Annotated in this window: 23 protein-coding genes; 1 reads left to right on the top strand and 22 read right to left on the bottom strand. The window is 40.0% G+C overall.

Annotated features, from left to right (window positions below):
- Positions 1-325: 325 nt before the first annotated feature.
- From ytxC to citZ, 16 genes are all read right to left on the bottom strand, one after another.
- Entirely contained in the window at positions 326-1,204 is an 879-nt protein-coding gene (ytxC, locus tag JK635_RS02775) for a putative sporulation protein YtxC (RefSeq protein ID WP_202652184.1), read from the bottom strand.
- Between the two features lie 139 nt (positions 1,205-1,343).
- The gene (gene dnaI / locus JK635_RS02770; protein WP_202652182.1) at positions 1,344-2,273 is read right to left on the bottom strand and encodes a primosomal protein DnaI; all 930 of its coding nucleotides are present in this window, start codon (positions 2,271-2,273) and stop codon (positions 1,344-1,346) included.
- A 13-nt stretch (positions 2,274-2,286) separates the two neighbouring features.
- Complete coding sequence (locus JK635_RS02765) at positions 2,287-3,675, bottom strand: replication initiation and membrane attachment family protein (protein ID WP_202652180.1); 1,389 nt, start codon at positions 3,673-3,675, stop codon at positions 2,287-2,289.
- Positions 3,676-3,741: 66 nt separating this feature from the next.
- Positions 3,742-4,203: a transcriptional regulator NrdR gene (gene nrdR, locus JK635_RS02760; protein WP_202652179.1), complete on the bottom strand. Its 462-nt coding sequence runs from the start codon at positions 4,201-4,203 to the stop codon at positions 3,742-3,744.
- Between the two features lie 112 nt (positions 4,204-4,315).
- Positions 4,316-4,705: a hypothetical protein gene (locus tag JK635_RS02755; RefSeq protein ID WP_202652177.1), complete on the bottom strand. Its 390-nt coding sequence runs from the start codon at positions 4,703-4,705 to the stop codon at positions 4,316-4,318.
- Positions 4,706-4,822: 117 nt separating this feature from the next.
- Positions 4,823-5,854 (bottom strand): glyceraldehyde-3-phosphate dehydrogenase, encoded by a 1,032-nt coding sequence (locus JK635_RS02750; protein WP_202652175.1) that lies wholly within the window; start codon positions 5,852-5,854, stop codon positions 4,823-4,825.
- 178 nt (positions 5,855-6,032) lie between these two features.
- A complete protein-coding gene (coaE, locus tag JK635_RS02745) occupies positions 6,033-6,638 on the bottom strand; it encodes a dephospho-CoA kinase (protein WP_202652173.1) in 606 nt (201 codons plus the stop codon).
- A 21-nt stretch (positions 6,639-6,659) separates the two neighbouring features.
- Entirely contained in the window at positions 6,660-7,295 is a 636-nt protein-coding gene (gene ytaF / locus JK635_RS02740) for a sporulation membrane protein YtaF (protein ID WP_202652172.1), read from the bottom strand.
- Positions 7,296-7,378: 83 nt separating this feature from the next.
- The gene (mutM, locus tag JK635_RS02735; RefSeq protein WP_202652170.1) at positions 7,379-8,221 is read right to left on the bottom strand and encodes a DNA-formamidopyrimidine glycosylase; all 843 of its coding nucleotides are present in this window, start codon (positions 8,219-8,221) and stop codon (positions 7,379-7,381) included.
- A gap of 15 nt (positions 8,222-8,236) precedes the next feature.
- Complete coding sequence (polA, locus tag JK635_RS02730; RefSeq protein ID WP_202652168.1) at positions 8,237-10,873, bottom strand: DNA polymerase I; 2,637 nt, start codon at positions 10,871-10,873, stop codon at positions 8,237-8,239.
- A gap of 25 nt (positions 10,874-10,898) precedes the next feature.
- Positions 10,899-12,656 carry a two-component system histidine kinase PnpS gene (pnpS, locus tag JK635_RS02725; RefSeq protein ID WP_202652166.1) on the bottom strand — a complete coding sequence of 586 codons (1,758 nt, stop codon included), beginning with the start codon at positions 12,654-12,656 and terminating at the stop codon, positions 10,899-10,901.
- Entirely contained in the window at positions 12,653-13,369 is a 717-nt protein-coding gene (locus tag JK635_RS02720) for a response regulator transcription factor (RefSeq protein WP_202652164.1), read from the bottom strand. Before JK635_RS02720 ends, pnpS begins: the two co-directional genes overlap by 4 nt.
- 173 nt (positions 13,370-13,542) lie before the next feature.
- A complete protein-coding gene (locus tag JK635_RS02715; protein ID WP_202652701.1) occupies positions 13,543-14,019 on the bottom strand; it encodes a MaoC/PaaZ C-terminal domain-containing protein in 477 nt (158 codons plus the stop codon).
- 92 nt (positions 14,020-14,111) lie between these two features.
- Entirely contained in the window at positions 14,112-15,050 is a 939-nt protein-coding gene (gene mdh, locus JK635_RS02710; protein ID WP_202652162.1) for a malate dehydrogenase, read from the bottom strand.
- 85 nt (positions 15,051-15,135) lie between these two features.
- Positions 15,136-16,404: an NADP-dependent isocitrate dehydrogenase gene (gene icd / locus JK635_RS02705; RefSeq protein WP_202652161.1), complete on the bottom strand. Its 1,269-nt coding sequence runs from the start codon at positions 16,402-16,404 to the stop codon at positions 15,136-15,138.
- Between the two features lie 140 nt (positions 16,405-16,544).
- Positions 16,545-17,663, bottom strand: coding sequence for a citrate synthase (gene citZ, locus JK635_RS02700; protein ID WP_202652699.1), 1,119 nt, complete (start codon positions 17,661-17,663; stop codon positions 16,545-16,547).
- 570 nt (positions 17,664-18,233) lie between these two features.
- Here citZ and ytvI point away from each other — a divergent pair.
- A complete protein-coding gene (gene ytvI / locus JK635_RS02695) occupies positions 18,234-19,349 on the top strand; it encodes a sporulation integral membrane protein YtvI (RefSeq protein ID WP_202652158.1) in 1,116 nt (371 codons plus the stop codon).
- A gap of 503 nt (positions 19,350-19,852) precedes the next feature.
- On the opposite strand, the gene pyk is transcribed toward ytvI, so the two are convergent.
- The 6 genes from pyk to ystJ form a co-directional block, all read right to left on the bottom strand.
- A complete protein-coding gene (gene pyk, locus JK635_RS02690) occupies positions 19,853-21,613 on the bottom strand; it encodes a pyruvate kinase (RefSeq protein WP_202652697.1) in 1,761 nt (586 codons plus the stop codon).
- A 42-nt stretch (positions 21,614-21,655) separates the two neighbouring features.
- A complete protein-coding gene (gene pfkA / locus JK635_RS02685) occupies positions 21,656-22,615 on the bottom strand; it encodes a 6-phosphofructokinase (RefSeq protein ID WP_202652156.1) in 960 nt (319 codons plus the stop codon).
- Positions 22,616-22,979: 364 nt separating this feature from the next.
- Complete coding sequence (gene accA / locus JK635_RS02680) at positions 22,980-23,957, bottom strand: acetyl-CoA carboxylase carboxyl transferase subunit alpha (RefSeq protein WP_202652154.1); 978 nt, start codon at positions 23,955-23,957, stop codon at positions 22,980-22,982.
- Positions 23,942-24,829 (bottom strand): acetyl-CoA carboxylase, carboxyltransferase subunit beta, encoded by an 888-nt coding sequence (gene accD / locus JK635_RS02675; protein WP_202652152.1) that lies wholly within the window; start codon positions 24,827-24,829, stop codon positions 23,942-23,944. Before accD ends, accA begins: the two co-directional genes overlap by 16 nt.
- Positions 24,830-25,034: 205 nt before the next feature.
- Positions 25,035-25,649, bottom strand: coding sequence for a FadR/GntR family transcriptional regulator (locus JK635_RS02670; protein ID WP_308078050.1), 615 nt, complete (start codon positions 25,647-25,649; stop codon positions 25,035-25,037).
- A 7-nt stretch (positions 25,650-25,656) separates the two neighbouring features.
- Positions 25,657-26,895, bottom strand: a complete 1,239-nt coding sequence (gene ystJ / locus JK635_RS02665; protein ID WP_202652150.1) for an NADP-dependent malic enzyme — start codon at positions 26,893-26,895, stop codon at positions 25,657-25,659.
- Positions 26,896-26,957: the final 62 nt, after the last annotated feature.

Genomic DNA, 26,957 nt, shown 5'->3' with positions numbered 1-26,957 from the left:
AATTTCACCGGGCATTGCCCGAACAAAATTGACTTCTGGTCAGGTAACGGCTGAACCGTCAACAATTACTGACTTCAATCGTTGAAGTGTTTACTGTTGAAGTTTAAAGGTGGTAAGTATTTCTTTCGTGTTAGGAGACTTTCAGCCGCGGCCTCCCTCTCTATAAACCGTAAAAAAATACTGTTATCCTCATCATTACTTTTAAATGTATTTCTTTCATATCCAGCACAGAGCGATATCACTTTTCTGCTATGTACGTTATTATAATGACTTCATTTTTAAAAATCAAGTTGTTCGAGCCCAAAATAACAAATTAATGCCACAATTAGCCATACTGTTGCGAGGAATGATCCTCGATCTTTTTGCTTTTGATTTCCCGCAGCGCCTGAAATGGCTTAATGATTACTCTTTCTTCAAAGATATTTTTGATTGTTCGGACTAATGGAGCCTCGGCATTTTTTGTATACAGAAAAATTTTTGTCGGTGCCAGGGATAGAAGCGGTGCAATCGAGGCGGAATCAATATAAACTGGATGGTTCACCAAAAGCTTCCGATCAATCATTTTAGCTAATTCGCCTCGTTTTATCTCCACAAACTGCTCATCGAAAAAAGTAATATCATCATCGAATAATAAATGCAAAAGCGCCATTATCGGTTCACGATCCGCCAAAAAATCCCGCAGCATTTGGACAAACATTTGATATTCCTGCTCCATTTTATATTCGTCAATAGAAATCTCGATATAGTTCTGCAATAGTTGCAAATAAGAGCGGAGCCGAAATTTTAAAAATGAATCAAATGAAAACTTGACATTGTCAGCAATCACATGATCAATAGCATCTTTAATCATTTTCTCAAAATTAGTTTCTTTCAAAAAGACGGCCAGGTCTTCCCGCCCGCCATCAAGTACGGAATAAAGAATGTCGAGGATTTGCTGCTGTTCTTCAATATCTTCAAAATAATATTGATTTTTCAGTATGTCTTGCAGCCAATCATCACGCTTGACCGTTGTAATAAATTCATAGAAAGCAGCTTTAGTCGCCTCGAGAATTTCATTGGTAAGAGAATCATTTGAAATTTTTACTATATGTCGGTCTTCATGTAGAAGAACATTTTCATAAACTGGATCATGCTTTAACCATTTCTGCAAATGATTATAAAATTTAATCGCATCCGACTTGCTTTGGAAGATGATTTCTACCAACCAAATCCCCCCTTTTACCAAAATCTCTGTTTGTAATATATATGGGGGACTTGCTAAAATTAGAATACCTTCGAAAACACGAACATTTAAAAAGGACTGCCCAATTTCGGACAGTCCTCATTAAAACATATAAATTATTTTAACCTCGCCGGTTCGGGCCGCCAACAAGAACCGGTTCACTAACAGCACGAATCCGCTCCAGGATTCTTCGAGCCTTCACTTTTTCTTCTTCACCACGCTGGCTATGGGCTAAATGATGCTCTAAGCCTTCGAGATCAAAATTGGAAGTAAAAAAGGTTGGCAGACTTTCAAGCATTCTAAATTGAAGTATGGGTCCAAGCACCTCATCTCTCGTCCAGCTTGAAACGGACTCAGCACCAATATCGTCAAGCATCAGAATCGGTTCCTTCTTTAACGCCTCAATTTTATCGTTTAAGGTAGCATCGGCAATCGCACTTTTCATTTCACGAAACAATTCCGGAACGTAAACAATCATCGAAGAAATTTGTTTTTTTGCTAATTTATTGGCAATCGCTCCTAATAAATAGGATTTTCCAACACCAAATTTGCCATAAAAATATAATCCTTTTGTTGTTTTTCCATGCTCATAATTCAAGAGAAAGGCAGCAGCCTTTTGGGCAGCATCAATCCTCTCGGCATCATGTTCAAAATCTTCGAACGTGGCTGTCAGAATATCTTTCGGAACGTATAAACTTTTAATAAGCCGTTCATTTTTTCGCTTTTCATCATCCAGAATCTTCCGTGGACAGCGGTCATAACGAACATCAATCGAATTTCTTGTCAGCACCAATTCCGGGTGGTACCCTTTCATCATATTGATACAACCTTCAAGACTTTCACATTTATTACATTCTTTGCTTTGGTTGATATATTCATAAAGTTTGTTTAAGCTTTTTTCAATTATTTCCGGACTGATTTTACTCTGGTTTTCTCTGATAAATGCCTTGATATCGGGATGAGCGAGGATTTCCTGACGCATTTTTTCATAGCGCTTTTGAAAATTTTCATGTGAAGCTAAGCGTTTTAGTGTTTGATTAATTTTTTCCATGGCGGATCACCCCCTAGTCGTCAAATGCCTTCAACATCTCTTCAATTTCCCGTTTTTTAGCCGCTAAATCAGCATTTCTGGCCTGTTGTTTTTTATTCGGCTGTTTTGATTGCTCCTGCTCATCAAACCAGTCTGGCAGGATTTCCGTTCGAATTGGTTTTTTTCTTGTGTTTCTACCGCTGGTTTTCCCTTCGTTTGACCAATTTTCACTTTTAGCTACTTCCATTGCTTCTTTAACCGTTTTTATTTGTTTTCTCGCCCAATGGCTGGCAATGGATTCAACTAATCCCTTTGTAAATTTCATGTCTGTTTTTCTCATTACATAATCGATCAAGACATTTACCACACCTGGTGGAAGCTTATATTTAATCATTACTTCTTCTAATGTTTTTAAATCCGAAGTTGCTGGCTCTACTCCACCAGAAAGCTCTTTAAAAACAGTTAAAGGGGAGGTTGTTTCATAAGAACGAATTAATTTTTCCTCCGGTGTCTTCGGTTCTGTTAATTGAACATGATAGGCAACTGGCTGTGTACGACTAATTAGACTAGGAAGTTGATCGTAATTAACAAATTGATACCAATCCCGTACACCTTTTCTTAGTTCTTCGATGTTAATTTCATCTGTTTCATCAAGAGCACCTAAAATAAACTTTTTCATTTCAATTGGATCTATATTGTATAAAAACGCTAAAATGCTAATAACTTCTTTTACCTTTGATGTTATGGCTTTTTTAGGTACAAGTGATTCATTTAATCCTGCCATTAATAGGCTAAAATCAAAAGTATTAGGATCGATTTGAATCCCCTTTTGTTCATGCCGACCAATAAATTGCTTATTAGCTTCTGACTCAAGATCGCCGGAAATATCCTGCATGTATTGAAGACTCTCAGGGGTTGCAGATGCAAAGACATCATGAAAAGATCGTGTTACGTCCTGATACTCCTTATCCTTAGGAATTAGCGGGACGGAAAAAAATCGTTTCAGCCGCAAAAAATGTTTTTTGCCGATTTTTTGATATAGGAAAATATTTAACATACCGTCCATAAAAAATGCCTGAGGATTTAAGGGTGGCGACAATTCGTAAATAAAGGATCGTTCCCCTTCATCCGTTTTAACATAAGCCTTAAGTAATCCAATCCCTTCAAGCTTTAGCCGTGCTTCATAAATCTCCTTTAAATTCATATCCAAAAGGTTCATTAACAAATGATGTGTAGAGGTTTCAGACCACAGTCTATTTTCCTCGAGCTCTCCCCAAAGAGTCATGTATAAGCTAAAACAGGTTGAGCCAATTAAGGGCTGGTATAAAAATGTAAGCACTTTGCGATCATACTCATGGAGTAACCCGCTTGCCGTTACAACATAACGATCAATCGGGAGAATTTCCTGCCAATGCTGCGCCATACGATTTCACCTTTCCCTTTATTTTTTCCTAGATTGAAAAAAGGAGCCAAAGAACCCTTTAGCTCCCTATGATTTTTCTTTTTTTATCAATTCTTTTAACTCATCAATAAAAACATTGATATCTTTAAATTGGCGATAAACAGATGCAAAGCGGACATACGCGACCTCATCAACCTTGGCTAATCTGTCCATGACCATTTCACCAATTACCTCGCTTTTTATTTCCGAAATCCCCTTATTTCGAAGCTCTTTTTCAACACCATGGGTAATGTCTTCCAGCTCTTTTAAAGCAACAGGCCGTTTTTCACAGGCTTTGATTAAGCCTCTTAAGATTTTATCTCGGCTAAATTCTTCCCTTGTTCCTTCTTTCTTTACGACGATTAAGGGAATCTCTTCAATTTTTTCAAAAGTCGTAAACCGATAGCCGCATTCTTCACATTCCCGTCTTCTTCTTGTTGCTCGTCCTTCATCGACCGGTCGAGAATCCAGTACACGTGTACCATAGTGCTGACATGAAGGGCATTTCATTATAGAATCAACTCCAACTCTGACACAATAATCCCTAACAAAATCCGATAATTTTCCTAATCTTATCTTATAAAAAAGTTGTCAAAACGACAAGTAGAAGTATGGATTAATTTCATTTCAGAGAAATATTCGTATGTACTTGATTAATTTTATTAAAATAGGAGTTGATTCGCTTTTTTAAATCAGGATAAATACCTAATAACGAAAACTTTTCTGAAGAAATGGTAAAGTCGACAGCCGTTTCCAACGGCTTGACAGAAACAATTGTCGCCACCAGGAAACAGTTAAAAGGCTTACTGATTTCAACAGCGATTTCGCCGCGTTCCTGTGAAACAGTGGTGATCCGGCAATCAGCATCATCTCTAAATACCTTTTCAACAGAAGCAAATACTTGTTGATAAGCTGCTTTATAATAATGTGTTTTTAAGCTCTCATCCGGCTGTTTATCAGATGTCTCAATTTCTCTCTTATAACGGGTAAATAAACTGACCAAAAAAGCCATGCAAGTGACCCCCTTCTTAATATCCTTATGTATTATTATAAAACATTACCCGAAAAAATATAAAAAAGGTGCACAGCTGTACACCTTTTGTCTAGTCATTCATTCAGGATAAATTGGTTAACTTACCTTCACTTGGGAGCGTTTCGCCATTTCCGCTGCGACATACAGACTCAAATCAACAACTCGGGCAGAATAGCCCCATTCATTATCATACCAAGCCAGTACCTTCACTTTTCTTGTCCCCAGTACCATTGTTGATAACCCATCGATTGTGGCGGAATGATCATTTGTATTAAAATCAATTGACACTAGCGGTTCCATCGTAAAATCCAAAATTCCTTGTAATGGACCATGGGCCGCCTCAATAAAGGCATTATTTACCTCCTCAATGGTCACATCTGTTTTAAGATCAACGACCAGATCAACAAGCGAGACATTTGGTGTCGGCACGCGGAGCGCCATTCCATGCAATTTTCCTTTTAATTGTGGCAGTACAAGGGATAATGCTTTGGCCGCACCTGTTGTGGTCGGTATTATGGATTGTGCACATGCACGGGCTCTTCGCAAATCTTTATGTGGATTATCAATATTTTTTTGGTCATTTGTGTATGCATGAACAGTCGTCATTAACCCGCTTTCGATTCCGAACTTCTCATCCAATACCTTGGCGACTGGAGCAAGGCAGTTGGTTGTACAAGAAGCATTTGAAATCACATCATGTTCTTCCACATTAAGCATTTCCTCATTTACACCCATAACGATAGTAACATCCTCATTTTTACCTGGTGCAGTTAAAATGACCTTCTTTGCTCCCGCCGCCAAATGCAGCGCTGCTTTTTCCCGGGAATTAAATTTCCCAGTCGCCTCAATGACGATGTCAATCCCCAGCTCTTTCCAAGGGAGCTGTTCCGGATTGCGATTGCTTAATAGCTTGACACGTTTGCCATTTACAATCATTTCATCATCTAAAGCAAGGACATCTCCCTGAAAGGTACCATGACTTGTATCATATTTTATTAAATGAGCTAATGTTTCTGCAGGATAGCTGGCGTTAACAGCGACAACATCCAATTTATTTTCAAGGATTGCTTGTCTAAAAACCATCCTTCCAATTCTCCCAAATCCGTTAATTGCAATTCTAGTCCCCATCGTACGGCCCCTTCCGTATTAATGTTATACTTTATATCTTTGTCTGATGTTATTAGTATAACACATTTAACCTTAACTGTGATAAATAAATAGCTCATTTTTTATAAAGTTTTATTTTTAAAAAAATACTCTTAACCAAATAAAAAGGAACCATATTGGTCCCTTTTTCAGTCAACATTTACTCCTTGTGAATGCCCCAGTCGGCAAGGATTTTCATCAGTTGCCTTTTCGTTTCTCTGAGCGTACCATTATTGTTTATGACGGCATCAGCGAGAGTTAACTTAGCGGAGAGGGGCATTTGTGACTGAATCCTTGCCTCCGCCTCCGCCGCGGATAAATGGTTTCGCTCCATTAACCTTTTTAATTGGATCTCCTCGTCTACATATACAAGGAGTGTTTTATCTGCCATATAAGTTAAGTTACTTTCGAATAATAACGGGATATCAAGAACGATTATTTCCTCATGATGAAGCTTTGCCTGTTTGACTTTCTCGTTCATTCTTCTTCTGACTTCCGGATGAACAATCTGGTTCAAGAGCAGTCTTTTCTCCTCTTGATGGAAGATAATTGAACCAAGTGCAGCTCGGTCGATTTCACCATTTTCAAGTAAAATCTCCCGGCCAAATTCGGCTATGATCTTCCTGTAGGCTGGCTCACCTTTTTGTACGGCAAGACGTGATTCAACATCTGCATCAATAACGGTTATATTCATTTCTTTCAACATATTAGATACGGTGCTTTTTCCACTGGCAATTCCGCCTGTTAAACCGACAACTAATGACATACTCTTTTCCTTTCTAATCGATCAGATTTTCCAAATACCAATAATAATTAGTAAGATTCCCGGCAAAAAGGTAAACCGCTGCACCCAATGAAAACGATGTAAAAAAGTACCGCTTTTAATACCTAAAAGTAAAAATAAGAAACTCATCACAGTTACCAAACCGGCTAAATAAATTGGTGAAAAGCCCAACATTGCAGCTCCAATGCCGGCGCCAAAGGAATCAAGCGATAAGGCAAACCCCAGCATTAAGGCTTCAATGCCGGTAATTGTCCCGGATTGATCAAAATCAGCAGACATCGGCTTTTTTAGAATGTTAATGGCCAATCCAAGGGAGCGGATTTCAAAATTTACAATGGTTTTTTCTTGCTTGAGGATTTCCTTCTCTTTATCGGGACGAAAAAATTGATATAACACCCACGCTCCCAGGACAATTAAAATGAAACCGCCCAAGCTGGTAGTTATTTTGGGTGATAGTACCTTTTCAAGCCCATGTCCAATCGATATCGCAATTAACAACGTTAGCCCCGAACAGATTGCGATAATCATAATTGACTTTAGCGGCATGATCATTTTTCTTAATCCGTAGGTTAAGCCGACGCTAAAACTATCAAGACTTAGAGCAAAGGCTAAAATAAGAAGTGAGAATAATGGACCCATGTTGTCAAGGACTCCTTCCTCCAAAATCACTACGATAGTATATGGCAGGAGCCTATCCATTGTGTTTTAATTATTCTCTCTTCTTAATTCCTTCTCTTCTTAAGCTTTTGGCAGTGTGGACAATAATGTGTGCCCCTGCCGCCGACAGTTGTTTTTACAAGGGGACGGCCGCATTTTTTACATTCTTCCCCGTTCCGTCCGTAGACCAATAATTGAAGCTGAAACATCCCGATTTCACCTTGGGAGTTCACATATGAGCGGATCGTGCTTCCCCCCTTCTCAACGGCTTCCGATAAGGTTGCCACAATTTCACGATGCAAAAGGGCGACTTCTTTTTTCGTTAGGGAACTTGCCAGTCTTTCCGGATGGATACCGGCACGGAAAAGCGATTCGTCCACATAAATATTCCCGAGGCCGACAAGCAGGCTTTGATCCAGCAAAGCAGGTTTAATTTTCCGATGAGTCTGTTTTAATTTTGCCTGCAAATAACCGATAGTAAATTCGTCTGAAAAAGGTTCCGGACCAAGTCCGGCAAGCGGCGGCTTGGCAAATTCTTCACCCTTGCGATATAAATGCATCGTGCCGAATTTCCGGACATCGCGGTATCTTAAATCGGTACCATCGGTAAAATGAAAAATCACATGTGTGTGCTTATCATATGGCTCATCTTTGGAAAACAGGCCATATCTCCCTTCCATCCTTAAATGTGACACAAGCACATAGGTTTTTGTATAAAAAAGTAAAAACTTCCCTCTCCTGCTGATTTCAACGATCGTCTCGCCTTTGAGGGCGTCGATAAATTGTTCTACTTCCGGCGGATTTTTGATCATTTTCGCCCAAAAAACCTGGATATTTTCAATCGTTTTATGAAGAACTAGTTTTTTTAATGTTTTTCGAACTGTTTCAACCTCTGGAAGTTCCGGCATGAACAAATATCCCCCTTACTTAGCATCAAACCATGTTGGTCCATAGGCGTAATCAACTTTTAACGGTACATCTAATTCAATCGCATTTTCCATTACTAGTGGAACTAATTCTTTTAGAATCTCGATTTCTTCCTCCGGAGCTTCGAAAATCAATTCGTCATGTACCTGCAGGAGTAACCGTGTTTTCAAGCCCTTATCCTTTAACGCTTCATCCATATCAATCATTGCCTTTTTAATGATATCAGCAGCGCTTCCTTGAATGGGGGTATTCATTGCCGTTCTTTCCGCAAAGCTTCTTATGTTAAAATTCCGACTGGTGATATCTGGCAAGTACCTTCTCCTTTGCAGTAACGTCGTCACATAACCTTTTTGCTTTGCCGAATGAATAATGTCTTCCATATATTCCTTTACGCCCGGATAGCTGTTTAAATAGCGCTCAATAAATTGTCCAGCTTCTTTTCTGCTGATTCCTAAATTTTGTGATAGCCCATAATCACTGATGCCATAGACGATTCCAAAGTTAACAGCCTTCGCCTGCCGCCTCATGTTGGAGGTCACTTCATCCTTGTCGACATGAAAAACCTCCATCGCCGTTTTTGTATGAATATCCATACCATCTTTAAATGCCTGGATCAGTTTTTTGTCGCCGGCGATGTGGGCAAGAACACGCAGCTCAATTTGCGAATAGTCGGCGGAAAAAATAACCCAGCCTTCCTCTGAAGGAACGAAGGCCTGACGAATTTTCCTGCCTTCCTCAAGGCGAATCGGGATATTCTGGAGATTGGGATCAATTGAACTTAATCTTCCTGTTGCTGTCAAAGTTTGTTGAAATCGGGTATGAATCTTTTCCGTCTTTGGATCGATTACTTTTAGCAATCCCTCAATATAAGTCGATTGCAGTTTTCCTAATTGTCGATAGAGAAGAATATGCTCAACAATTTCATGATGCGGAGCCAATTTTTCCAGGACATCAGCAGATGTGGAATAACCCGTTTTTGTTTTCTTAAATGATGGAAGATTTAACTTTTCAAATAAAATAACACCCAATTGCTTTGGGGAATTAATATTAAATTTTTCACCAGCTAATTCGCATATCTTTTCTTCGATTTCAATCAGCCGTTCATTAAGCTCCCGTCCCATCGCTTCAAGACGTTTTCGCTCCACTTTAATACCGGTTGACTCCATATCTGCTAATATCAGGGATAGCGGCATCTCCAGTTCAGTAAATAATTCATATTGTTCATTCTTCTTTAATTCGGCTTCGAGCTTTGCTTTTAATTCAGACATCGTTATCGCTTTTCGGACAAGGTGTTCAGCAAGCACAGATTCCTCAGGAACCTTTTGCTTTGCCCCTTTTCCATAAAAGGATTCATCTGATTGGATATTATAAAGCTGATATTTTTTCGCAATCGCCGCAAGATCCTCCTGTGAATCAGATGGATTAAGAAGATAGGTAGCAATCACAATATCAAAATCAGTACCTTTTAAATGGATTCCATATCTCCTTAGGGAGACTTCTGAACGCTTTGCATCATAGACGATTTTTTTACTTTGTTCATCCTCCGCCCAGTTTTTAAATACATCTGATCTTAAGGCAAGTTCTGACGAAAAGTAGAAGGCTCCCTTTTTATTGACAACCGAAAAGCCAAGTATATCTGCATGATGGTAATTATCATCGAGCATTTCAACATAAAAATAATTTTCCTCGGTAAATAAGTCTTCGGTTATCGCGGACGGGATGGTAAAGGCAATTTCCTCAAGTCGATTTGTTTGCGTTTCAGGAGCAGCTTCCCCCAGCTTGTCCAATAACGAGGAAAATCCCAATTCCTTAAACAAATTCACGACTTTTTCACGTTGAAATCCTTCAAAGGTAATGTCCCCCAAGTCCACTTCTATCGGTGCCTTACGTTCAATAGTTGCCAGTTGTTTGCTCATTAGTGCCTGATCAGTGAACTCCGCCAGTTTTTCCTTAAGTTTATTGCCGCTAACTTTGTCAAGCGACTGCAGTAAATTCTCAACTGTTGAAAATTCTTTCAAAAGTTTAATCGCTGTCTTTTCCCCGACGCCGGGTACACCCGGGATATTATCAGAGGCATCTCCCATCAGCCCCTTCATATCGATAATTTGTTCAGGTGTTAACCCATATTTCTCGTTAATATGCTCCGGAGTGTATTCCTCAATATCAGTGATTCCTTTTCTGGTTATGCCAACGGTGGTTGCCTTTGAGGACAGCTGAGTTAAGTCCTTATCTCCGGAAATGACTTTTACTTCAAAACCATCTGCTTCCGCCATTAAAGACAGGGTGCCAATAATGTCATCTGCCTCGTAATTTTCCAGCTCATATCTGGAAATACCATAGGCATCAAGAAGTTCACGAATAAAGGGAAATTGTTCTGATAACTCCGGCGGCGTTTTTTGTCTTCCGCCCTTATATTCCTCAAAGGTTTTATGACGGAAAGTTGTTTTTCCCGCATCAAAGGCTACCAGCATATGTGTTGGCTTTTCCTCTTCCAAAATTTTCATCAGCATCATCGTAAAACCATAGACAGCATTTGTGTGAATACCTTTATCATTATTCAGTAAGGGTAATGCAAAAAAGGCGCGATAGGCAATGCTATTCCCATCAATCAGCACCAGCTTTTTCTTATTCATCTGTTTCACCTTCCAAGACCCATTGTCATTGTTTTTTGAGTTCAATAATAAATTCGCTTCCCTTTCCAACCTCACTTTTGACATGAATATTTCCATGGTGTGCCTCGATTAAATGTTTAACAATCGCCAGTCCAAGTCCAGTCCCTCCAGAATCACGGCTTCGGGCCCGATCCACCCGGTAAAAACGCTCAAAAATCCGCGGTATCTCTTCCTTCTCGATTCCCACTCCCGAGTCTTTTACAAGAACTTGGGCCAGATCTCCAAGATCCCTCACAGAGACTGTTACATAACCATCCGCGGGGGTATAGTTGATCGCGTTACTAACGATATTGATAAAGACTTGTTTTAACCGATCTAGATCCCCTTTGATCCGTACTGGTATGCCGTTAGTGGTTAATTCCAGATGGATATTTTTTGCCTGTGCCTTTCCAATTAAAAGCGTTACGACTTCGTGAAGCAAGTCATTTAAATCCACCTGCTGCAAATTCAATTGAAATCCCTGTTGTTCAATTTTTGAAAGTTCCAATAAATCCTGAATTAGCGACTGCAGGCGATCGCTTTCTTTTAAAATAATGGAAAGAAAGGCCTCCAGCGTTTCTTTATTATTCATTGCCCCATCCATTAAGGTTTCAGCAAATCCTTTTATCGAGGTAACAGGGGTTTTTATCTCATGAGAAACATTAGCAACAAAATCCTTCCGCATTTGCTCGAGTTTTTTCATTTCCGTGATATCGTGAAAAACAAGCAGGACGCCTTTCCAAACATGGTTTGACCCGATGATTGGCACCCCATAAACATCAAAATACCTTCTTTCAATTTGCAGAGGGATTAATAATTGATTTCTGACCTTTTGTTCCGTGCGAAATACTTCCGCAACTAATTGACATATCTCCTTTTGCTCAATGACTTCATAATACAATTGATTCAAATACTCATTCGGATTCACTTGGAAAATCTCAATATAGCCTTTATTAATTAAATTGATCATCCCGCGGCTGTCAATCAGAATTAATCCTGCGCCGATATTTTCAATTAATGCCGTAAGCCGGTCTTGCTGCATTTCTTGTGTCTTTACCATCTTTTGTAAGTTATTAGCAAGTTGATTAATCGCTGTCTCTAACATCCCGGTTTCAGCCATTTTACTGTTTGATGTTCTGGCCCGATAATTCCCTTTGGCTAATTCGATTGCTACAGTGGTGGCCTCTTCTATGGGTTTTGTATATCGGGAGGTAATTCGTATCGCTAAATAGAGGATCATAATCAGGGCAATACCTAAACTAATCGAAAGAATCCACCAAATTTGACTATATGCCTGGTTCAATTCATCCGTTTTGGTACTTAAAAAGATATAGCCTTCCTTTTGACCGTCTTTTGTAAGTGCCTTCCAATAGTAGTGGAGGTCATAGCCGTCTCCTTCTTCTAAGCGAGCCTCTTTTACTATTTTTTTCTTAACAACATCATCAATAATTTTTTTCAGGCCAGTGGAACTAAGATCATTGAATTCACCGCTGTCATACAAAATGTTTCCGTGCTGATCGGTAATGGTTGCCCTGACATTTAACATATCACTTATTTTTAAGACATCTTGTTGTTTAAATGAGGATACCCCTCCATGTTCCTCAATATAGGTGCCAAGAAGATTTTTTTCAATTTTTAACCGCTCATTGAAGGATTGCAAATAATAGCTTTTAAACAATTGACCAAGCAATATTCCCAAGCCGACTAATACTGAAATAATTAAAGTAATCAGAGCAATAAGCAGCTTTGTCCGAAACTTGTTCATTCTCCCTTTGGCTCCTCAAGTTTATAGCCAAGCCCGCGGACTGTTTTAATATACACTGGCTTTCTTGTATCCTTCTCAATTTTTTCTCTTAAGTGAGAAATATGAACATCGACAATTCTAGTATCACCAGCAAAGTCATAATTCCAAACAGCGCTGAGCAATTGTTCGCGGGTCAGGACACGGTTTTTGTTTTGTGCAAGATAATGAAGCAATTCAAATTCCTTTAAGGTTAATTCAAGCAGTTCAGATTGAAAATAAGCTTCATATTTTTCCGGTAAAATTTTTAGACTGCCAATCTCAATTCGTAATTCTTCTGCGGTTCTGTCCCCAGGCGTCTCCACTTGTGCTTGGGTTCTTCGCAAAATGGCCTTTACCCTCGCTATGACCTCTCGCGGACTAAATGGTTTCACCATATAATCATCAGCGCCAAGCTCTAAGCCTAATATTTTATCCAGTTCATCGTCTTTTGCTGTTAACATCAGAATCGGAGTCATAATCCTTTCCTGTCTTAGCTGTTTACATACCTCCATTCCATCTAATTTCGGCAGCATTAAATCCAAAACGATAATATCCGGCGCTTCCAGCTCTGCTAAGCGTTTTCCTTCTGCACCATCCATCGCTGTTATGACGTCAAAACCGGCTTGTTCCAAATTATATTGCAGTAACGTAACGATTGATTGCTCATCATCGACAACTAGTACCTTCGTTTTCATAATACCCCCCGCTATTTATGTATCATTTGTTCCATTATATTATAAATTAGAAAAGATTACTTGACTTCGAGCCTACTACTTATCGTAGGGAGGAGACCTGAAGTTTGCTAGGCGTTAGGCGCTGGAGCTAGACAAAAAAAAGGAATGTGTCCACATCCCTTTACAGTCTAATGTTAAAAATTTTCCAATGCCTCGGAGTGAATATCCATCAGCCGGTAAGGCGGGCAGACTTTTAATGTTCCCTTAATGACCGTTTCCCCTTGTCCATTTAATCCGTTAATTTTTAGTAAAATAAAATGTTCAGCCGAATTCACTTCGATTACTTCAAATAAGAGTTCCACTTTCTCATAATGATATACAGGTTTCTGAAACTCTATTTCTTGCTTTATAATATGACTTCCCGGACCAGGCAAATATTTTGATACGGCTGAGGTAATCATGCCTGTTAGCATAATAGTGGGGACCATTGGTTTTTCAAATGGAGTTTGCGAGGCATAATCATGTTGAATATAAAGAGGATTAGCATCATCAGTTAATCCTAGATAAAGCAGAAGATCCTTATCTTCAACTTTTTCCGTAATAGATAATTTCTCCCCTATTGAAATTTCTTCAATCCTTCTTCCTAACTTTCTTTTTTTCCCAAGCAACAAATTATTTAGCACCCCTTTGAAAACGATTTCATTATTTTGCTGAAAAAATCGGGAAAAAGGCTCTCCCTTTACCCGATTTTCACTGAGACATTTCATACTAAAACATTCATAACATGACGTACAGATTCAACAGACTTGTCTAATGCCGCTTTTTCTGCAGCTGTCAATTCAAGTTCAATGACCTTTTCAATACCGTTAGCACCAAGAATGGTAGGCACCCCAAGATAAATACCTTGATAACCATATTCGCCTTCAAGATAAGCGATAGATGGAAGGATGCGGCGCTGATCTTTCAGAATAGCTTCGCACATTTCAACTAAAGATGCTGCCGGAGCGTAGTAGGCGCTTCCATTACCCAAGAGGTTCACAATTTCACCGCCGCCTTTTCTTGTCCGTTCAACAATTTTCTCTAAACGATCTTTCGGAATTAATGTTTCTAAAGGAATTCCACCGGCATACGAGTAGCGGACAAGCGGCACCATGTCATCACCATGTCCACCAAGAACAAAGCCGGTAATATCTTTAACTGACAAATTTAATTCTTGAGCAACAAAGGTGCGGAAACGAGCAGTATCAAGAACACCAGATTGACCGATGACTCGGTTTTTAGGGAATCCTGATTCTTTATAGACGGTGTAAGTCATGGCATCAACAGGGTTTGTTAACACAATAATGGTGCAGTTTGGAGAATATTTTACGATTTCAGAGGTTACAGCTTTCATAATCTTTTGGTTTGTTTGAACTAAATCATCACGGCTCATCCCTGGTTTACGGGCAATACCAGCGGTAATGACAACAATGTCAGAGTCTCTCGTATCCTCATAATTGGATGTACCAATAATATTGGCATCAAATCCTTGAACCGGACTTGCTTCCAGCATATCCAAAGCCTTGCCCTTGGTTGGATTTTCCATCTGCGGAATATCAACTAAGACAACATCTCCAAGTTCTTTTTGCGCAAGTAAAAATGCCGTCGTTGCACCTGTAAATCCTCCGCCAATAACAGAGATCTTCTTCCGTTTTAATGACATGATGATCAACTCCCTTTTTAATTATTATATAAGTGGAATTTGGGCTGTTGTGAAACAGCCCAAATTCTTTAATAAACTGGAATGATTATTCCATGTTTTTAATTAATTCATCACCAAACTCAGAAGTTTTCACTTCTGTTGCACCGTCCATTAAGCGGGCAAAGTCGTAGGTAACCACTTTGGAAGCAATCGTTTTTTCCATGGATTTTACAATCATATTGGCTGCTTCATTCCAGCCTAAGTGTTCCAGCATCAGTACACCGGAAAGAATAACAGATGAAGGATTCACCTTATCCAAGCCGGCATATTTTGGAGCAGTACCATGAGTAGCTTCAAAAATGGCATGGCCAGTTTCATAGTTAATATTAGCTCCAGGAGCAATACCGATCCCGCCTACTTGTGCTGCAAGAGCATCAGAAATATAGTCACCGTTTAAGTTCATTGTAGCGACGACATCAAATTCGCGCGGCCGTGTTAAAATTTGTTGTAAGAAAATATCTGCAATGGCATCTTTTACAATGATCTTGCCGGCAGCTTCAGCTTCAGCTTGGGCTTTATTTGCGGCATCCGTACCTTGTTCGGCTTTAATTCGGTCATACTGAGCCCAAGTAAATACCTTATCGCCAAATTCTTTTTCCGCAAGCTCATAGCCCCAGTTTTTGAAGGCACCCTCGGTGAATTTCATAATGTTTCCTTTATGAACAAGTGTTAGCGATTTACGTCCTTCCTTAATCGCATAATTAAGGGCGGCACGAACCAGGCGCTTTGTGCCTTCCTCGGAAACTGGCTTAATACCGATACCGGATGTTTCCGGAAATCTGATTTTCGTTACGCCCATTTCGTTTTGTAAAAAGTCTATTAACTTTTTAACGGCATCAGTACCTTTTTCGTATTCGATACCGGCATAAATATCTTCAGTATTTTCCCGGAAAATAACCATATCCGTATCCTGAGGACGCTTAACCGGTGAAGGAACACCTTCAAACCATCTTACAGGCCGCAAGCAGACAAATAAATCCAATTCTTGACGCAAAGCAACGTTTAATGAACGAATTCCTCCCCCGACAGGCGTGGTTAATGGACCTTTGATGGCAATCAAATATTCTTTAATCACGTCAAGAGTTTCTTGCGGAAGCCATTCCCCCGTTTGATTAAAGGCCTTCTCACCTGCTAAAACTTCTTTCCAAACCAGCTTCCGTTCACCCCTGTAGGCTTTTTCTACTGCTGCATCTAAAACCCGATAAGAAGCAGCCCAAATATCCGGACCAGTCCCGTCCCCCTCAATAAACGGGATAATCGGGTTGTTTGGTACGTTTAATACTCCATTTTTAACCGTGATTTTTTCTCCTTGCATGTTACGTCACCCTCCTGTATGTATAGAACAATAAAAATAAAAGTAAAAGAAATGGACTGAATCAAAGGTTAGAAGACTCATCCCCTAACCTTTCTTTATCCATATTCTATTGAATCAATTTTTGATAGAAAAGTAAAATATTATCCTCTTTGTTCAATCGGAATATATTTTTGCATACCAGGGCCAGTGTATTCTGCACGCGGACGGATTAAACGGTTGTTATCATACTGCTCTAAAATATGAGCCAGCCATCCGGATACACGGCTTACAGCAAAGATCGGTGTCATTAAATCATGATCAATTCCTAAACTATGATATACAGAGGCAGAATAAAAGTCTACATTAGGCGGTAATTTCTTTTCACCAGTAACAATCTTTTCAATATTAACGGACATTTCATACAGCTCAGGCTGTCCAGTAAGTTCCGTCAATTTCTTCGACATTTCTCTTAAATGTTTGGCACGAGGATCCCCTTTGCGGTATACCCGATGACCAAACCCCATAATTTTTTCTTTGTTGGCAAGTTTCCCACGAATATACGGTTCAACGTTTTCAAGTGTACCGATTTCCGTCAGCATTTTCATAACCGCTTCGTTAGCTCCGCCATGAAGAGGTCCCTTTAAAGCCCCAATGGCTGCTGTAATTCCGGAATAAACATCAGATAGTGTTGCTACACAAACACGTGCGGTAAATGTTGAAGCATTCAGTTCATGGTCTGCATGAAGGACAAGGGCCTTATTCATTGCTTCAACTGCAATGGGTTCCGGCTCTTTTCCGGTTAACATATACAGAAAATTAGCAGCAAAATCCAGGTCTTTTCTTGGAGTAATTGGTTCGAGGCCCTTTCTAACCCGAGCGAAAGCGGCAACGATTGAAGGCATTTTAGCCTGTAATCTAATGGCTTTGCGATAATTTGCTTCCGGATCCATGATATCTGCTTCTTCATCATATAAACCTAGCAAAGAAACAGCTGAACGAAGCGCTGCCATTGGATGTACATCATGAATTGGGTACATGTTAAAATGCTCAATAACTCCTTGTGGAAGGGCTGCGTTTTCCGCGAGCTGTTCTTTTAATTTTGCTAATTGTTCGGAATTAGGCAATTTCAAATGCCACAAAAGATATATTACTTCTTCAAAACTAGCATTTACAGCTAAATCATCAATGTTGTAGCCAACATATGTCAGCGTGTCATCAATAATTGAGCTGATGGAGGAAGTTGTTGCGACTACCCCTTCAAGACCGCGTGTTACTGTCATCATAATCTCTCCTTCACTTTCTAATTTCCCCATTACCCATGTTTTTAAAATTGGTCTTTACTCGGAGCTATAAAAGCTCTTATTGGAAAGAAATGGCGTTTCATGTCAACTAATGAATCCCTTTTACTAGAAACATCTGTTGACTGAGCGATTGTTCGGGATTAAAACGGAAAGCGCCTTTCATTCACAATAATTAATTATTTTACAAGTATCCACTATAAAAATATAGTTTATGTAAAAAGGATACGCTTACAAGTTTATTATAAACAATAATCAGACTTTTGTGAATGAAAAGGAACTCAAAATACAAAAAATATTATTTTAAAAACAATCAAACTCCTTCGGTATTTTTTAATTTGATTGCAAAATATCTTTTATTTATATTATTTTACCATAATAATCAAAAAAGTGTTAACGTTAATGAATTGATGGTCGCAAAAACTTGTATCCTGAAACTTTTGCTCCTAATTGTCCGTATAACTTATATATCAAAAAGAGTACTTGGGAAATTATGCAGATCGATAAAATAAATGGTAAAATAGGTCATAGCAATTATTAGGAGGGCTTTCTTTGAATTTGAAGTACCTTTACCGAACACTGAGATTTTTATTGGTTATTGGTGTGGTTGTATTAGCTTTTCTTTCCTTATATTATTTATCGAAAATAACTTATCCCTTCATAATAGCAATTGCCATTGCTTTTATGATCAATCCGGTTGTTAATTTCTTTGAAAAAAAAGCAAAAATGCCGCGGGCACTGGCCGTGATTGTTACGCTAATCCTGCTGATTGCTGTATTCGCCGGATTAGTAACCTTATTGGTGGCTGAAATTGTTTCCGGAGCAAACTATTTGGCGAAAGTTGTACCTCAGCATCTCGATACTTTGATTGATTATCTTGAAAATTTATTTACAGCCCAAATCATCCCACTTTACAACCAGTTGACATCCGTTTTTAAACAGTTAGGTACTGGGCAACAGGATACAATCATTACAAACATCCAAAATGTTGGAAAGACAATCGGAACAACAGTTGGTAATTTCATTAAAAATTTGTTTGGCAATATTCCAACTATCTTTTCTTGGATTCCAAATGCCGCTACTGTTCTAATATTTTCTTTATTAGCTACTTTTTTTATCAGCAAAGACTGGCAGCGATTAACTGCAGCGGGAGGGCGTCTGTTACCGAATAAAGCCAAGAAAAGCGGTAAAACCATTTTTATTGATTTAAAAAAGGCATTATTTGGTTTTATTAAAGCCCAGCTGACACTTATTTCGCTTACCACCGTGATTATTTTGATTGGTTTGCTAATCCTAAGAGTTGATTACGCGATTACGATAGCCTTACTAACAGGTATTGTCGACATTCTTCCCTATCTTGGTACAGGAGCTGTCTTTGTGCCATGGATTATTTATGAAGCGATTGGCGGTGATATGGGCCTGGCCATTGGTTTAGGTATTCTTTACATCGTGGTTCTCGTTCAGAGACAAGTAATGGAACCAAAAATTCTTTCTTCAAGTATTGGCCTCGATCCATTAGCCACTTTGGTTGCATTGTTTGTCGGTTTTAAATTATTGGGCTTTCTCGGCTTAATTATCGGGCCTGTCACTGTTGTTATTATCAATACCCTATATCGGGCAAATGTGTTTCATGACCTTTGGACGTATATAAAAGGGAATGAGACATGAATGAAAACTTGCCGACTGGCGGGTCCGTAAAGACGGTTCAGGAGGCGTAGTTGAATTTTGCAACGCTAGTGTGATTTCCTAAACGATTAGAAAAGCGCAAGCGCCTTGATCAGCGGCGTATGGCCTCCTCGAAAAAGCTATCGCTTTTCCTTCGTGCGATGCAAATGCTGTCGAAGCCTTCCTTGTGGAGCGCTCCAACTGAGATAAAGGAAACACGAAGAGCCAAGTAACTACCTGAATATGCTTCCCAGGCTTTGCGACGAGCTGAACATCAGCTTCGTTGAATAAGCTTTGGCACAGAAGCAGGAGGCGATTCGATGTTGACTTATCGTAGGGCGGAGAGCGAAGGACACTAGCCGCTAGGCGCTGGAGCTGGACAATTCCCAAAGTCGAAAATTTATACTTTCTTATCTTACAAAAAAAGCAGAGCATTTGCTCTGCTTTTTTTGGTGCTTATTTATGTTGACTAATGATACTTTTTTCGTTAGCAAGTCCGGTTTGATTTATAATACGCTTGCGTGACCATTATAGATGATACCTCGGGCTGCATCTACCGTTACCTCTTGGCCATCTTTTAATAAGCCAAGGGCGTTTTCAACCCCGACAATGACCGGAATTCCGAGATTTAAACCAACGACTGCTGCATGACTTGTTAACCCGCCTTCTTGAGTGATCAAAGCAGCACATTTTTCAATTGCCGGCATCATTTCACGGTCTGACCCGAGTGTTACCAAAATGGAGCCCGGCTTAACTTTTTCCATAGCTTCTTCGGCATCGTGTGCACAGACAACTTTACCAAAGGCAGACTTACGTCCTATTCCTTGTGCCTTGGCAATAATATCTCCAACAACGTGAATCTTCATTAAATTGGTTGTTCCTGCTTCGCCAACCGGCACACCAGCGGTAATCACGACGAGATCGCCACGTTTAACTATGCCGCTGTTCAGGCTTTCTTCCACGGCAATTTCCAACATTTCATCTGTCGTGGTTGCACATTTTCCAAGCTGTGGGTATACTCCCCACACTAATTGTAACCGGCGGCATATTGTTTCATTCGCTGTGACAGCAACAATGGCTGCTTTAGGGCGATACTTGGAAATCATCCGTGCCGTATGACCGCTTTCGGTTGGGGTAATGATCGATTTAACCTCCAAATTTAAAGCTGTGTGGGCAACTGATAACCCAATGGCATCCGTGATATTATGCTCCATTCTCTTGCTGCGGAGCGATAAAATCTCTTTATGATTTAAAGCTTGTTCGGCCCTTGAAGCAATATTGTGCATCGTTTGCACCGCTACTACAGGATACTGGCCGGCAGCCGTTTCACCTGATAGCATGATTGCATCAGTGCCGTCAAAAATGGCATTCGCTACATCACTTGCCTCAGCACGGGTAGGTCGTGGATTTCGCTGCATCGAATCAAGCATTTGGGTAGCTGTAATAACCGGTTTCCCTAGGGCATTACATTTTTTAATTAACAGCTTTTGCACCAGCGGCACTTCTTCAGCGGGAATTTCTACGCCCAAATCACCTCTGGCAACCATTAGTCCGTCGGAAACCTCAAGAATTTCATCAATATTGTCGACGCCTTCCTGGTTTTCAATTTTCGGAATGATATTGATGTATGTAGCATTATTTTCTTCTAAAAGCCGGCGAATTTCCAACACGTCTTTTGCTCTGCGGACAAATGAGGCCGCGATAAAATCAATCCCTTGTTCGATCCCAAACAGGATATCCTGCCTGTCCTTCTCGGTAATTCCCGGTAAATTTACTGAAACACCAGGAACATTCACTCCCTTTTTATCTTTTAGCGTACCGCTGTTAAGAATTTTCGTGTGAATTTCCTTTGCAGCTTGATCAATTTTTAAAACTTCAAGACCAATTAAACCATCATCAAGAAGAATTTTGGAACCGACATGGACATCATCAATTAATCCGGAAAACGTAACCGAAAATTTCTCAGTCGTTCCCTCTACTTCCGTCATTGAGATCACAATATTTTCTCCGGCTTTCAGTTCAATTGCACCATTTTTCATATTATGTGTCCTGATTTCAGGACCTTTGGTATCAAGTAAAATAGCGATTGTCTTTCCCGTTTGCTTTGCCGCTTCACGAATATTTTGGATCCGCATCCCATGTTCTTGATAATTTCCATGTGAAAAATTTAACCGTGCAACATTCATGCCGGCATTGATAATTTGCACCAACTTTTCAACACTTTCACTTGCAGGACCAATCGTACAAACTATTTTTGTTTTTCGCAACATTTTTTATTTCCTCCCTGTTAAGTCGGCCATTCTTCTAAGTTAAATCGATAATTCTTGGGAAAGTTTATAAAGTTCTCGATCAAATTTATGGTGTTTGTCAAGAATATCGATAATATCGTAATCCACGAGAACATTATTTTCGATTCCGACAGCACGACCGCCTTTTCCTTCAATCAGCAGTTCAACCGCTCTGGCACCCAATCTGCTCGCAAGCACTCGATCAGCAACGGTTGGTGACCCACCGCGTTGAATATGTCCTAATACTGAGACTCTCGTGTCAAGATTTGTTGCTTCTTTAAGCCGTTTGCCAAACTCTATTCCACTGCCGACTCCTTCCGCAATAATAATGATACTATGTTTTTTCCCACGCTCTTGGCCTTTGCGCAGCCGCTCCACAATGTCATTTAAATCATATTTTTCTTCTGGAATTAAAATCGTCTCGGCACCGCCGGCAAGGCCTGCCCAAAGGGCGATATCCCCGGCATCGCGTCCCATTACTTCAATGACAAATGTTCTTTCATGAGAGGATGCCGTATCACGAATTTTATCAATGGCATCAATCACCGTATTCAATGCGGTATCAAAGCCAATCGTAACATCTGTCCCAGGAATATCATTATCAATTGTTCCCGGAACACCAATACATGGGAATCCCAGCTCCGTTAACGCTTTAGCACCGCGGTAGGATCCATCGCCGCCAATGACAACCAGTCCTTCAATCCCATGCGCCTGTAATTGCTTTATTCCTTTTTGCTGTCCTTCTTTTGTTTTAAATTCCGGGCAGCGCGCTGAATGCAGCATCGTTCCCCCGCGGTGAATAATATCCCCAACAGAGCCCAAATCAAGTCTCTGGATATTTCCTGAAATCAATCCTGTATATCCCCCGTAGATTCCATACACTTCAAGATTATGATAAATAGCCTTTCGGACTACCGCTCTAATTGCCGGATTCATCCCTGGCGCGTCGCCGCCGCTTGTAAGTACTCCAATTTTTTTCATAATTCTCACCTCAAAATTGAAATTGAAAAACTATGTAAATCATTCCGAATAATAAAAGGAAACCTCTTTTTATTATTCTCGTAAAAGTCTTTGAATATAAATAAAATAACACGAAGGCGATGGCTTAACAACCTCATCACAGCCTCAGTTTTAATTCGTCGAATAATTGTTAAATTGAAATCGTTTTATTAATATTTGTAAACGTTATCTTGCTTGTTTCTGTGAACATTTTTTGAAAATCTTGCAAATGAAAACGCGCTGATTAGTAAGTCCTTAAGGGCAGTTCGTCAGGCCCAGTTACACGTACGCCTGATAGGAAAGTTTCCTGTCTGCCAAAAAAACGCGCCCAAGATGAGCACGTTCCTTAGTTTATCTCAACATATTCATTTGTGAAATCAAACTCTCCAATCGTTCTAAAACGATTGTATCTGTCTTCAATTAATTCATTTTCCGATAATTTTATTAACTCTTTTAAAGCAGTTATTAACACCCGTTCAATCTCTTCAGCCTGCTGCTGAACATCTTTATGGGCACCGCCTTTTACTTCCGGAATAATCTCATCAATAATTCCCAATTCTTTTAAATCCGGTGCTGTAATTTTCATTGTTTCTGCTGCCCGTTTTGCCAATGCAGCATCCTTCCAAAGAATTGCTGCGGCTCCTTCAGGTGAAATAACCGAATAAGTGGAATTTTCCAGCATATAAATTCGGTTGCCGACCCCAAGTGCAAGTGCTCCACCGCTGCCTCCTTCGCCAATCACGATGCAAATCACCGGGACCTTTAGTCCGGCCATTTCAAACAAATTATGGGCGATTGCTTCACTTTGCCCCCGCTCTTCAGCAGCTTTTCCCGGATAGGCACCCTTTGTATCAATAAAACAAATGATCGGCCGTTTAAATTTTTCGGCTTGGTGCATTAGCCTTAATGACTTTCTGTATCCTTCAGGGTGCGGCATGCCAAAATTTCTGCGGATATTTTCCTTCGTATCTTTTCCTCTCTGGTGACCAATAACTGTAACGGGCAGGCCTTTAAATTTGGCGATTCCGCCTACAATGGCCTCGTCATCTGCAAATGTTCGGTCTCCGTGACATTCGAAGAAATCCTCAAATAAATAAGAAATATAATCAAGCGTTGTCGGTCGATTCGGATGCCGTGCAATTTGCACACGATCCCATGGTTTTATATTTTCATATATATCATGTTCAAGTTTTTCTAACCGAGCCTCCAATTTACTTATTTCAGAGCTTAAATCAACATCCGTATTATTGGTAAACTCTTTTAATTCTGCAATCTTTTTCCGCAATTCAATAAGCGGACGTTCGAATTCTAATTCTCCAACCACTTGATTTCACCCCCTGGCTGATGGATTTCAAGGATACTTGCTATTTTCTCGGCAAGTTCTAATCGTGAAATGATGGCATCTAATTGCCCGTGTTTTAAAAGAAACTCGGCTGTTTGGAAATCTTCCGGCAGTTTTTCGCGAATCGATTGTTCAATGACTCGGCGGCCGGCAAACCCAATTAGCGCTTTAGGTTCGGCAAAGTTAAAATCACCCAATGATGCAAAGCTGGCTGATACTCCACCGGTCGTTGGATGAGTCATAATCGATATAATCAAACCGCCATGGCTGCTGAATTTCTTTAATGCCACACTTGTTTTGGCCATTTGCATTAAGCTAATGGCGCCCTCCTGCATCCTGGCTCCGCCAGAGGCCGTGAAAATAATAAAGGGAACTGCTAGCTCGTCCGCTTTTTCAATTGCCAGTGTGATCTTCTCCCCGACAACTGATCCCATACTTCCCATCCGAAAAGAAGCATCCATAATGGCAACAACGACCTTGTGGCCTCCAACGGTCCCGCTTCCCGTAACGACAGCTTCATTTAACTTACTTTGCTGCCGATCTTTTTCCAGCTTTTCTAAGTAACCTGGGAAATCAAGCGGATTCTTTGAAGTCATATTTTCATTGATTTCCTCAAAGCTGCCTTCATCCATAAAACTTTCGATTCGTTCTCTTGCATTCATCTGAAAATGATGCTGGCAATGTAAACATACCTTATGATTTTTTAATAGCTCTTTTGTGAACATAATTTTCTTGCATGAAGGGCATTTTGTCATAATTCCTTCGGGTACATCTTGTTTTGCTGCTTCCGTCGGAATGGTTGCGTATTTTTTCTTTTTGGTCTGATTTTTTGTAAACAGATCTTTAAGTGCCAAGTTTAAACCTCCCTTGAATAACAGCTGCCAAATAAAAAACGATTCGTTTAAATCTACTTAGCAGTCTTTCTATCTAATCTAATTCTCATACGTTTAGATTACAAAAGTGGTCAGACCACTTGCATATTAAAAATGCCCCCTCTTTTGGGTGAGTACCATTTCTACTATAAAATAAATAAGCATCAATGATTGTTACAATTTGTCGTTACAAAACAGATAAATTTCTTAATTTACGGTAAGCCAAAATAGTCTGTTCTTCGTTTTTTTCACCTAAAGCCTTTAATAAAAATAAATAATCCTCACGATCGTATTGGGGAGGAGTTTGAATTAAGGAATAATAATAGTCCTTTAAAATCACCCACATTCTTAAAAATAGGTGATTATCTGCCAGTAAAATAATCCGATAAAAAAATTCATCATCATGAAAGTCCTCTGTATTTGATGCCCAATTCATTAAATTGCCGATACTTTCTTTGTCTGTCCGCTGCAGCACTAACCGAAGACAATCAATTTCTATCATATTTTTGGTTTCAAAGACATCCTTTTTTGCCTTTTCATCCTGCAAGATGAATGTGCTAAGAAGCTGAACGAGTTGATTCCCGCGAAAATCGCGGAGGAAGGTACCTTCTCCTCGTCTTGTTTCAATTAACCCGAGCAGTTCCAACGCTCTGAGCGCCTCCCTGACGGAAGAGCGTCCTACGTTCAGACGCTCGGTTAACTCCCGTTCAGAAGGAATTTTATTTCCAGGCTTGAGCCCGTCAGCAGTAATCATTTCTCTTAATTGTTTAACAATTTCAAGATATACTTTTGTCGTTGACACTTACCAATCACTCACTTTTACCAATAAGCGCGAGCCTCTTTGTTTTTTCCTTAATTTCCTCAGGGTCTACCTTGATTCGGGCAACACCTGTTTCCATCGCTGCTTTGGCAACAGCTGCTGCTACATTTGGAGCAACACGGGTGTCAAACGGTGCCGGAATGACATAATCCTCATTTAATTCATCATCGTGTATTAAACCGGCAATGGCATGTACAGCGGCAATTTTCATTTTTTCATTGATATGGGTGGCGCGGACATCCAGTGCTCCGCGGAAAATACCTGGGAAGGCAAGAACATTATTTACTTGGTTCGGAAAATCAGATCTTCCAGTACCAACTACTTTGGCCCCTGCTGCTTTTGCCTCACTAGGCATTATTTCTGGAACCGGATTTGCCATTGCAAAAATAATCGGATCAGGGTTCATGGACGCCACCATCTCTTTCGTTAATGCACCGGCAACGGAGACCCCAATAAATACATCAGTACCTTTGATCACATCCTCAAGACTTCCGGAAACACTATCACGATTCGTGAATTTTGCAACCTCAGCCTTAACAGCATTCATTCCATTAGGGCGTCCTTCATAAATTGCTCCCTTAGTATCACACATAATAATATCCCTGACGCCAAAACTGTATAACAATTTAATAATCGCGATTCCTGCTGCCCCTGCACCATTGGCAACTACTTTTATTTCTGTCATCTTTTTGCCGGTGAGTTTTAGTGCATTAACTAGACCGGCGGCGGTAACGATAGCCGTTCCATGCTGGTCATCATGAAAAATAGGGATATTCGCTTCTTTTTTCAATCTTTCTTCAATCACGAAACAATTCGGGGCGGCAATGTCTTCCAGGTTTACCCCACCAAAATTGGGTTCCAGCAGCTTGACCGTTTCAACAATTTTATCAACATCGGTTGAATTTAAACAAATAGGAAAAGCATCTACACCTGCAAAGCTTTTAAATAATACCGCTTTTCCTTCCATTACTGGCAGGGCTGCTTCCGGTCCGATATTTCCCAGTCCCAATACGGCGGTTCCGTCAGAAACAACCGCGACCATATTTCCTTTCATCGTATATTCGTATACCGTCTCCGGCTTTTCATAAATATCTTTACATGGCTCTGCTACCCCCGGCGAATAGGCTAAACTAAGATCATGAGCATTGCGGACAGGTACCTTCGATTTTGACTCCAATTTTCCTTTATTAATTCGATGCATATGTAATGCTTCTTCTCTTAAAGTCAAGAAATGTCACCCCTTAAATATATACACAAAATTAAATACAAGACCTTTCTATAAAAAAACAC

Origin of the sequence: Neobacillus paridis (assembly GCF_016765675.1) — a bacterium.
Lineage (GTDB): Bacteria > Bacillota > Bacilli > Bacillales > Cytobacillaceae > Neobacillus > Neobacillus paridis.
The sequence above is the reverse complement of the archived record's forward strand: the minus strand, read 5'-3'. Positions and strand labels throughout refer to the sequence as shown.

Coding starts and splice junctions, on each gene's coding strand:
- JK635_RS02720 (WP_202652164.1), bottom strand. CDS start 13,369: ATGAAAACGAAGGTACTAGTTGTCGATGATGAGCAATCAATCGTTACG.
- polA (WP_202652168.1), bottom strand. CDS start 10,873: ATGAATAAGAAAAAGCTGGTGCTGATTGATGGGAATAGCATTGCCTAT.
- ytaF (WP_202652172.1), bottom strand. CDS start 7,295: ATGGGTCCATTATTCTCACTTCTTATTTTAGCCTTTGCTCTAAGTCTT.
- JK635_RS02755 (WP_202652177.1), bottom strand. CDS start 4,705: ATGGCTTTTTTGGTCAGTTTATTTACCCGTTATAAGAGAGAAATTGAG.
- dnaI (WP_202652182.1), bottom strand. CDS start 2,273: ATGGAAAAAATTAATCAAACACTAAAACGCTTAGCTTCACATGAAAAT.
- citZ (WP_202652699.1), bottom strand. CDS start 17,663: ATGACAGTAACACGCGGTCTTGAAGGGGTAGTCGCAACAACTTCCTCC.
- pnpS (WP_202652166.1), bottom strand. CDS start 12,656: ATGAACAAGTTTCGGACAAAGCTGCTTATTGCTCTGATTACTTTAATT.
- coaE (WP_202652173.1), bottom strand. CDS start 6,638: ATGTCATTAGTTGTCGGTTTAACAGGCGGAATTGCCAGTGGAAAAAGC.
- pfkA (WP_202652156.1), bottom strand. CDS start 22,615: ATGAAAAAAATTGGAGTACTTACAAGCGGCGGCGACGCGCCAGGGATG.
- JK635_RS02765 (WP_202652180.1), bottom strand. CDS start 3,675: ATGGCGCAGCATTGGCAGGAAATTCTCCCGATTGATCGTTATGTTGTA.
- JK635_RS02750 (WP_202652175.1), bottom strand. CDS start 5,854: ATGGGGACTAGAATTGCAATTAACGGATTTGGGAGAATTGGAAGGATG.
- mutM (WP_202652170.1), bottom strand. CDS start 8,221: ATGCCGGAACTTCCAGAGGTTGAAACAGTTCGAAAAACATTAAAAAAA.
- mdh (WP_202652162.1), bottom strand. CDS start 15,050: ATGTCATTAAAACGGAAGAAGATCTCTGTTATTGGCGGAGGATTTACA.
- icd (WP_202652161.1), bottom strand. CDS start 16,404: ATGCAAGGAGAAAAAATCACGGTTAAAAATGGAGTATTAAACGTACCA.
- nrdR (WP_202652179.1), bottom strand. CDS start 4,203: ATGAAATGCCCTTCATGTCAGCACTATGGTACACGTGTACTGGATTCT.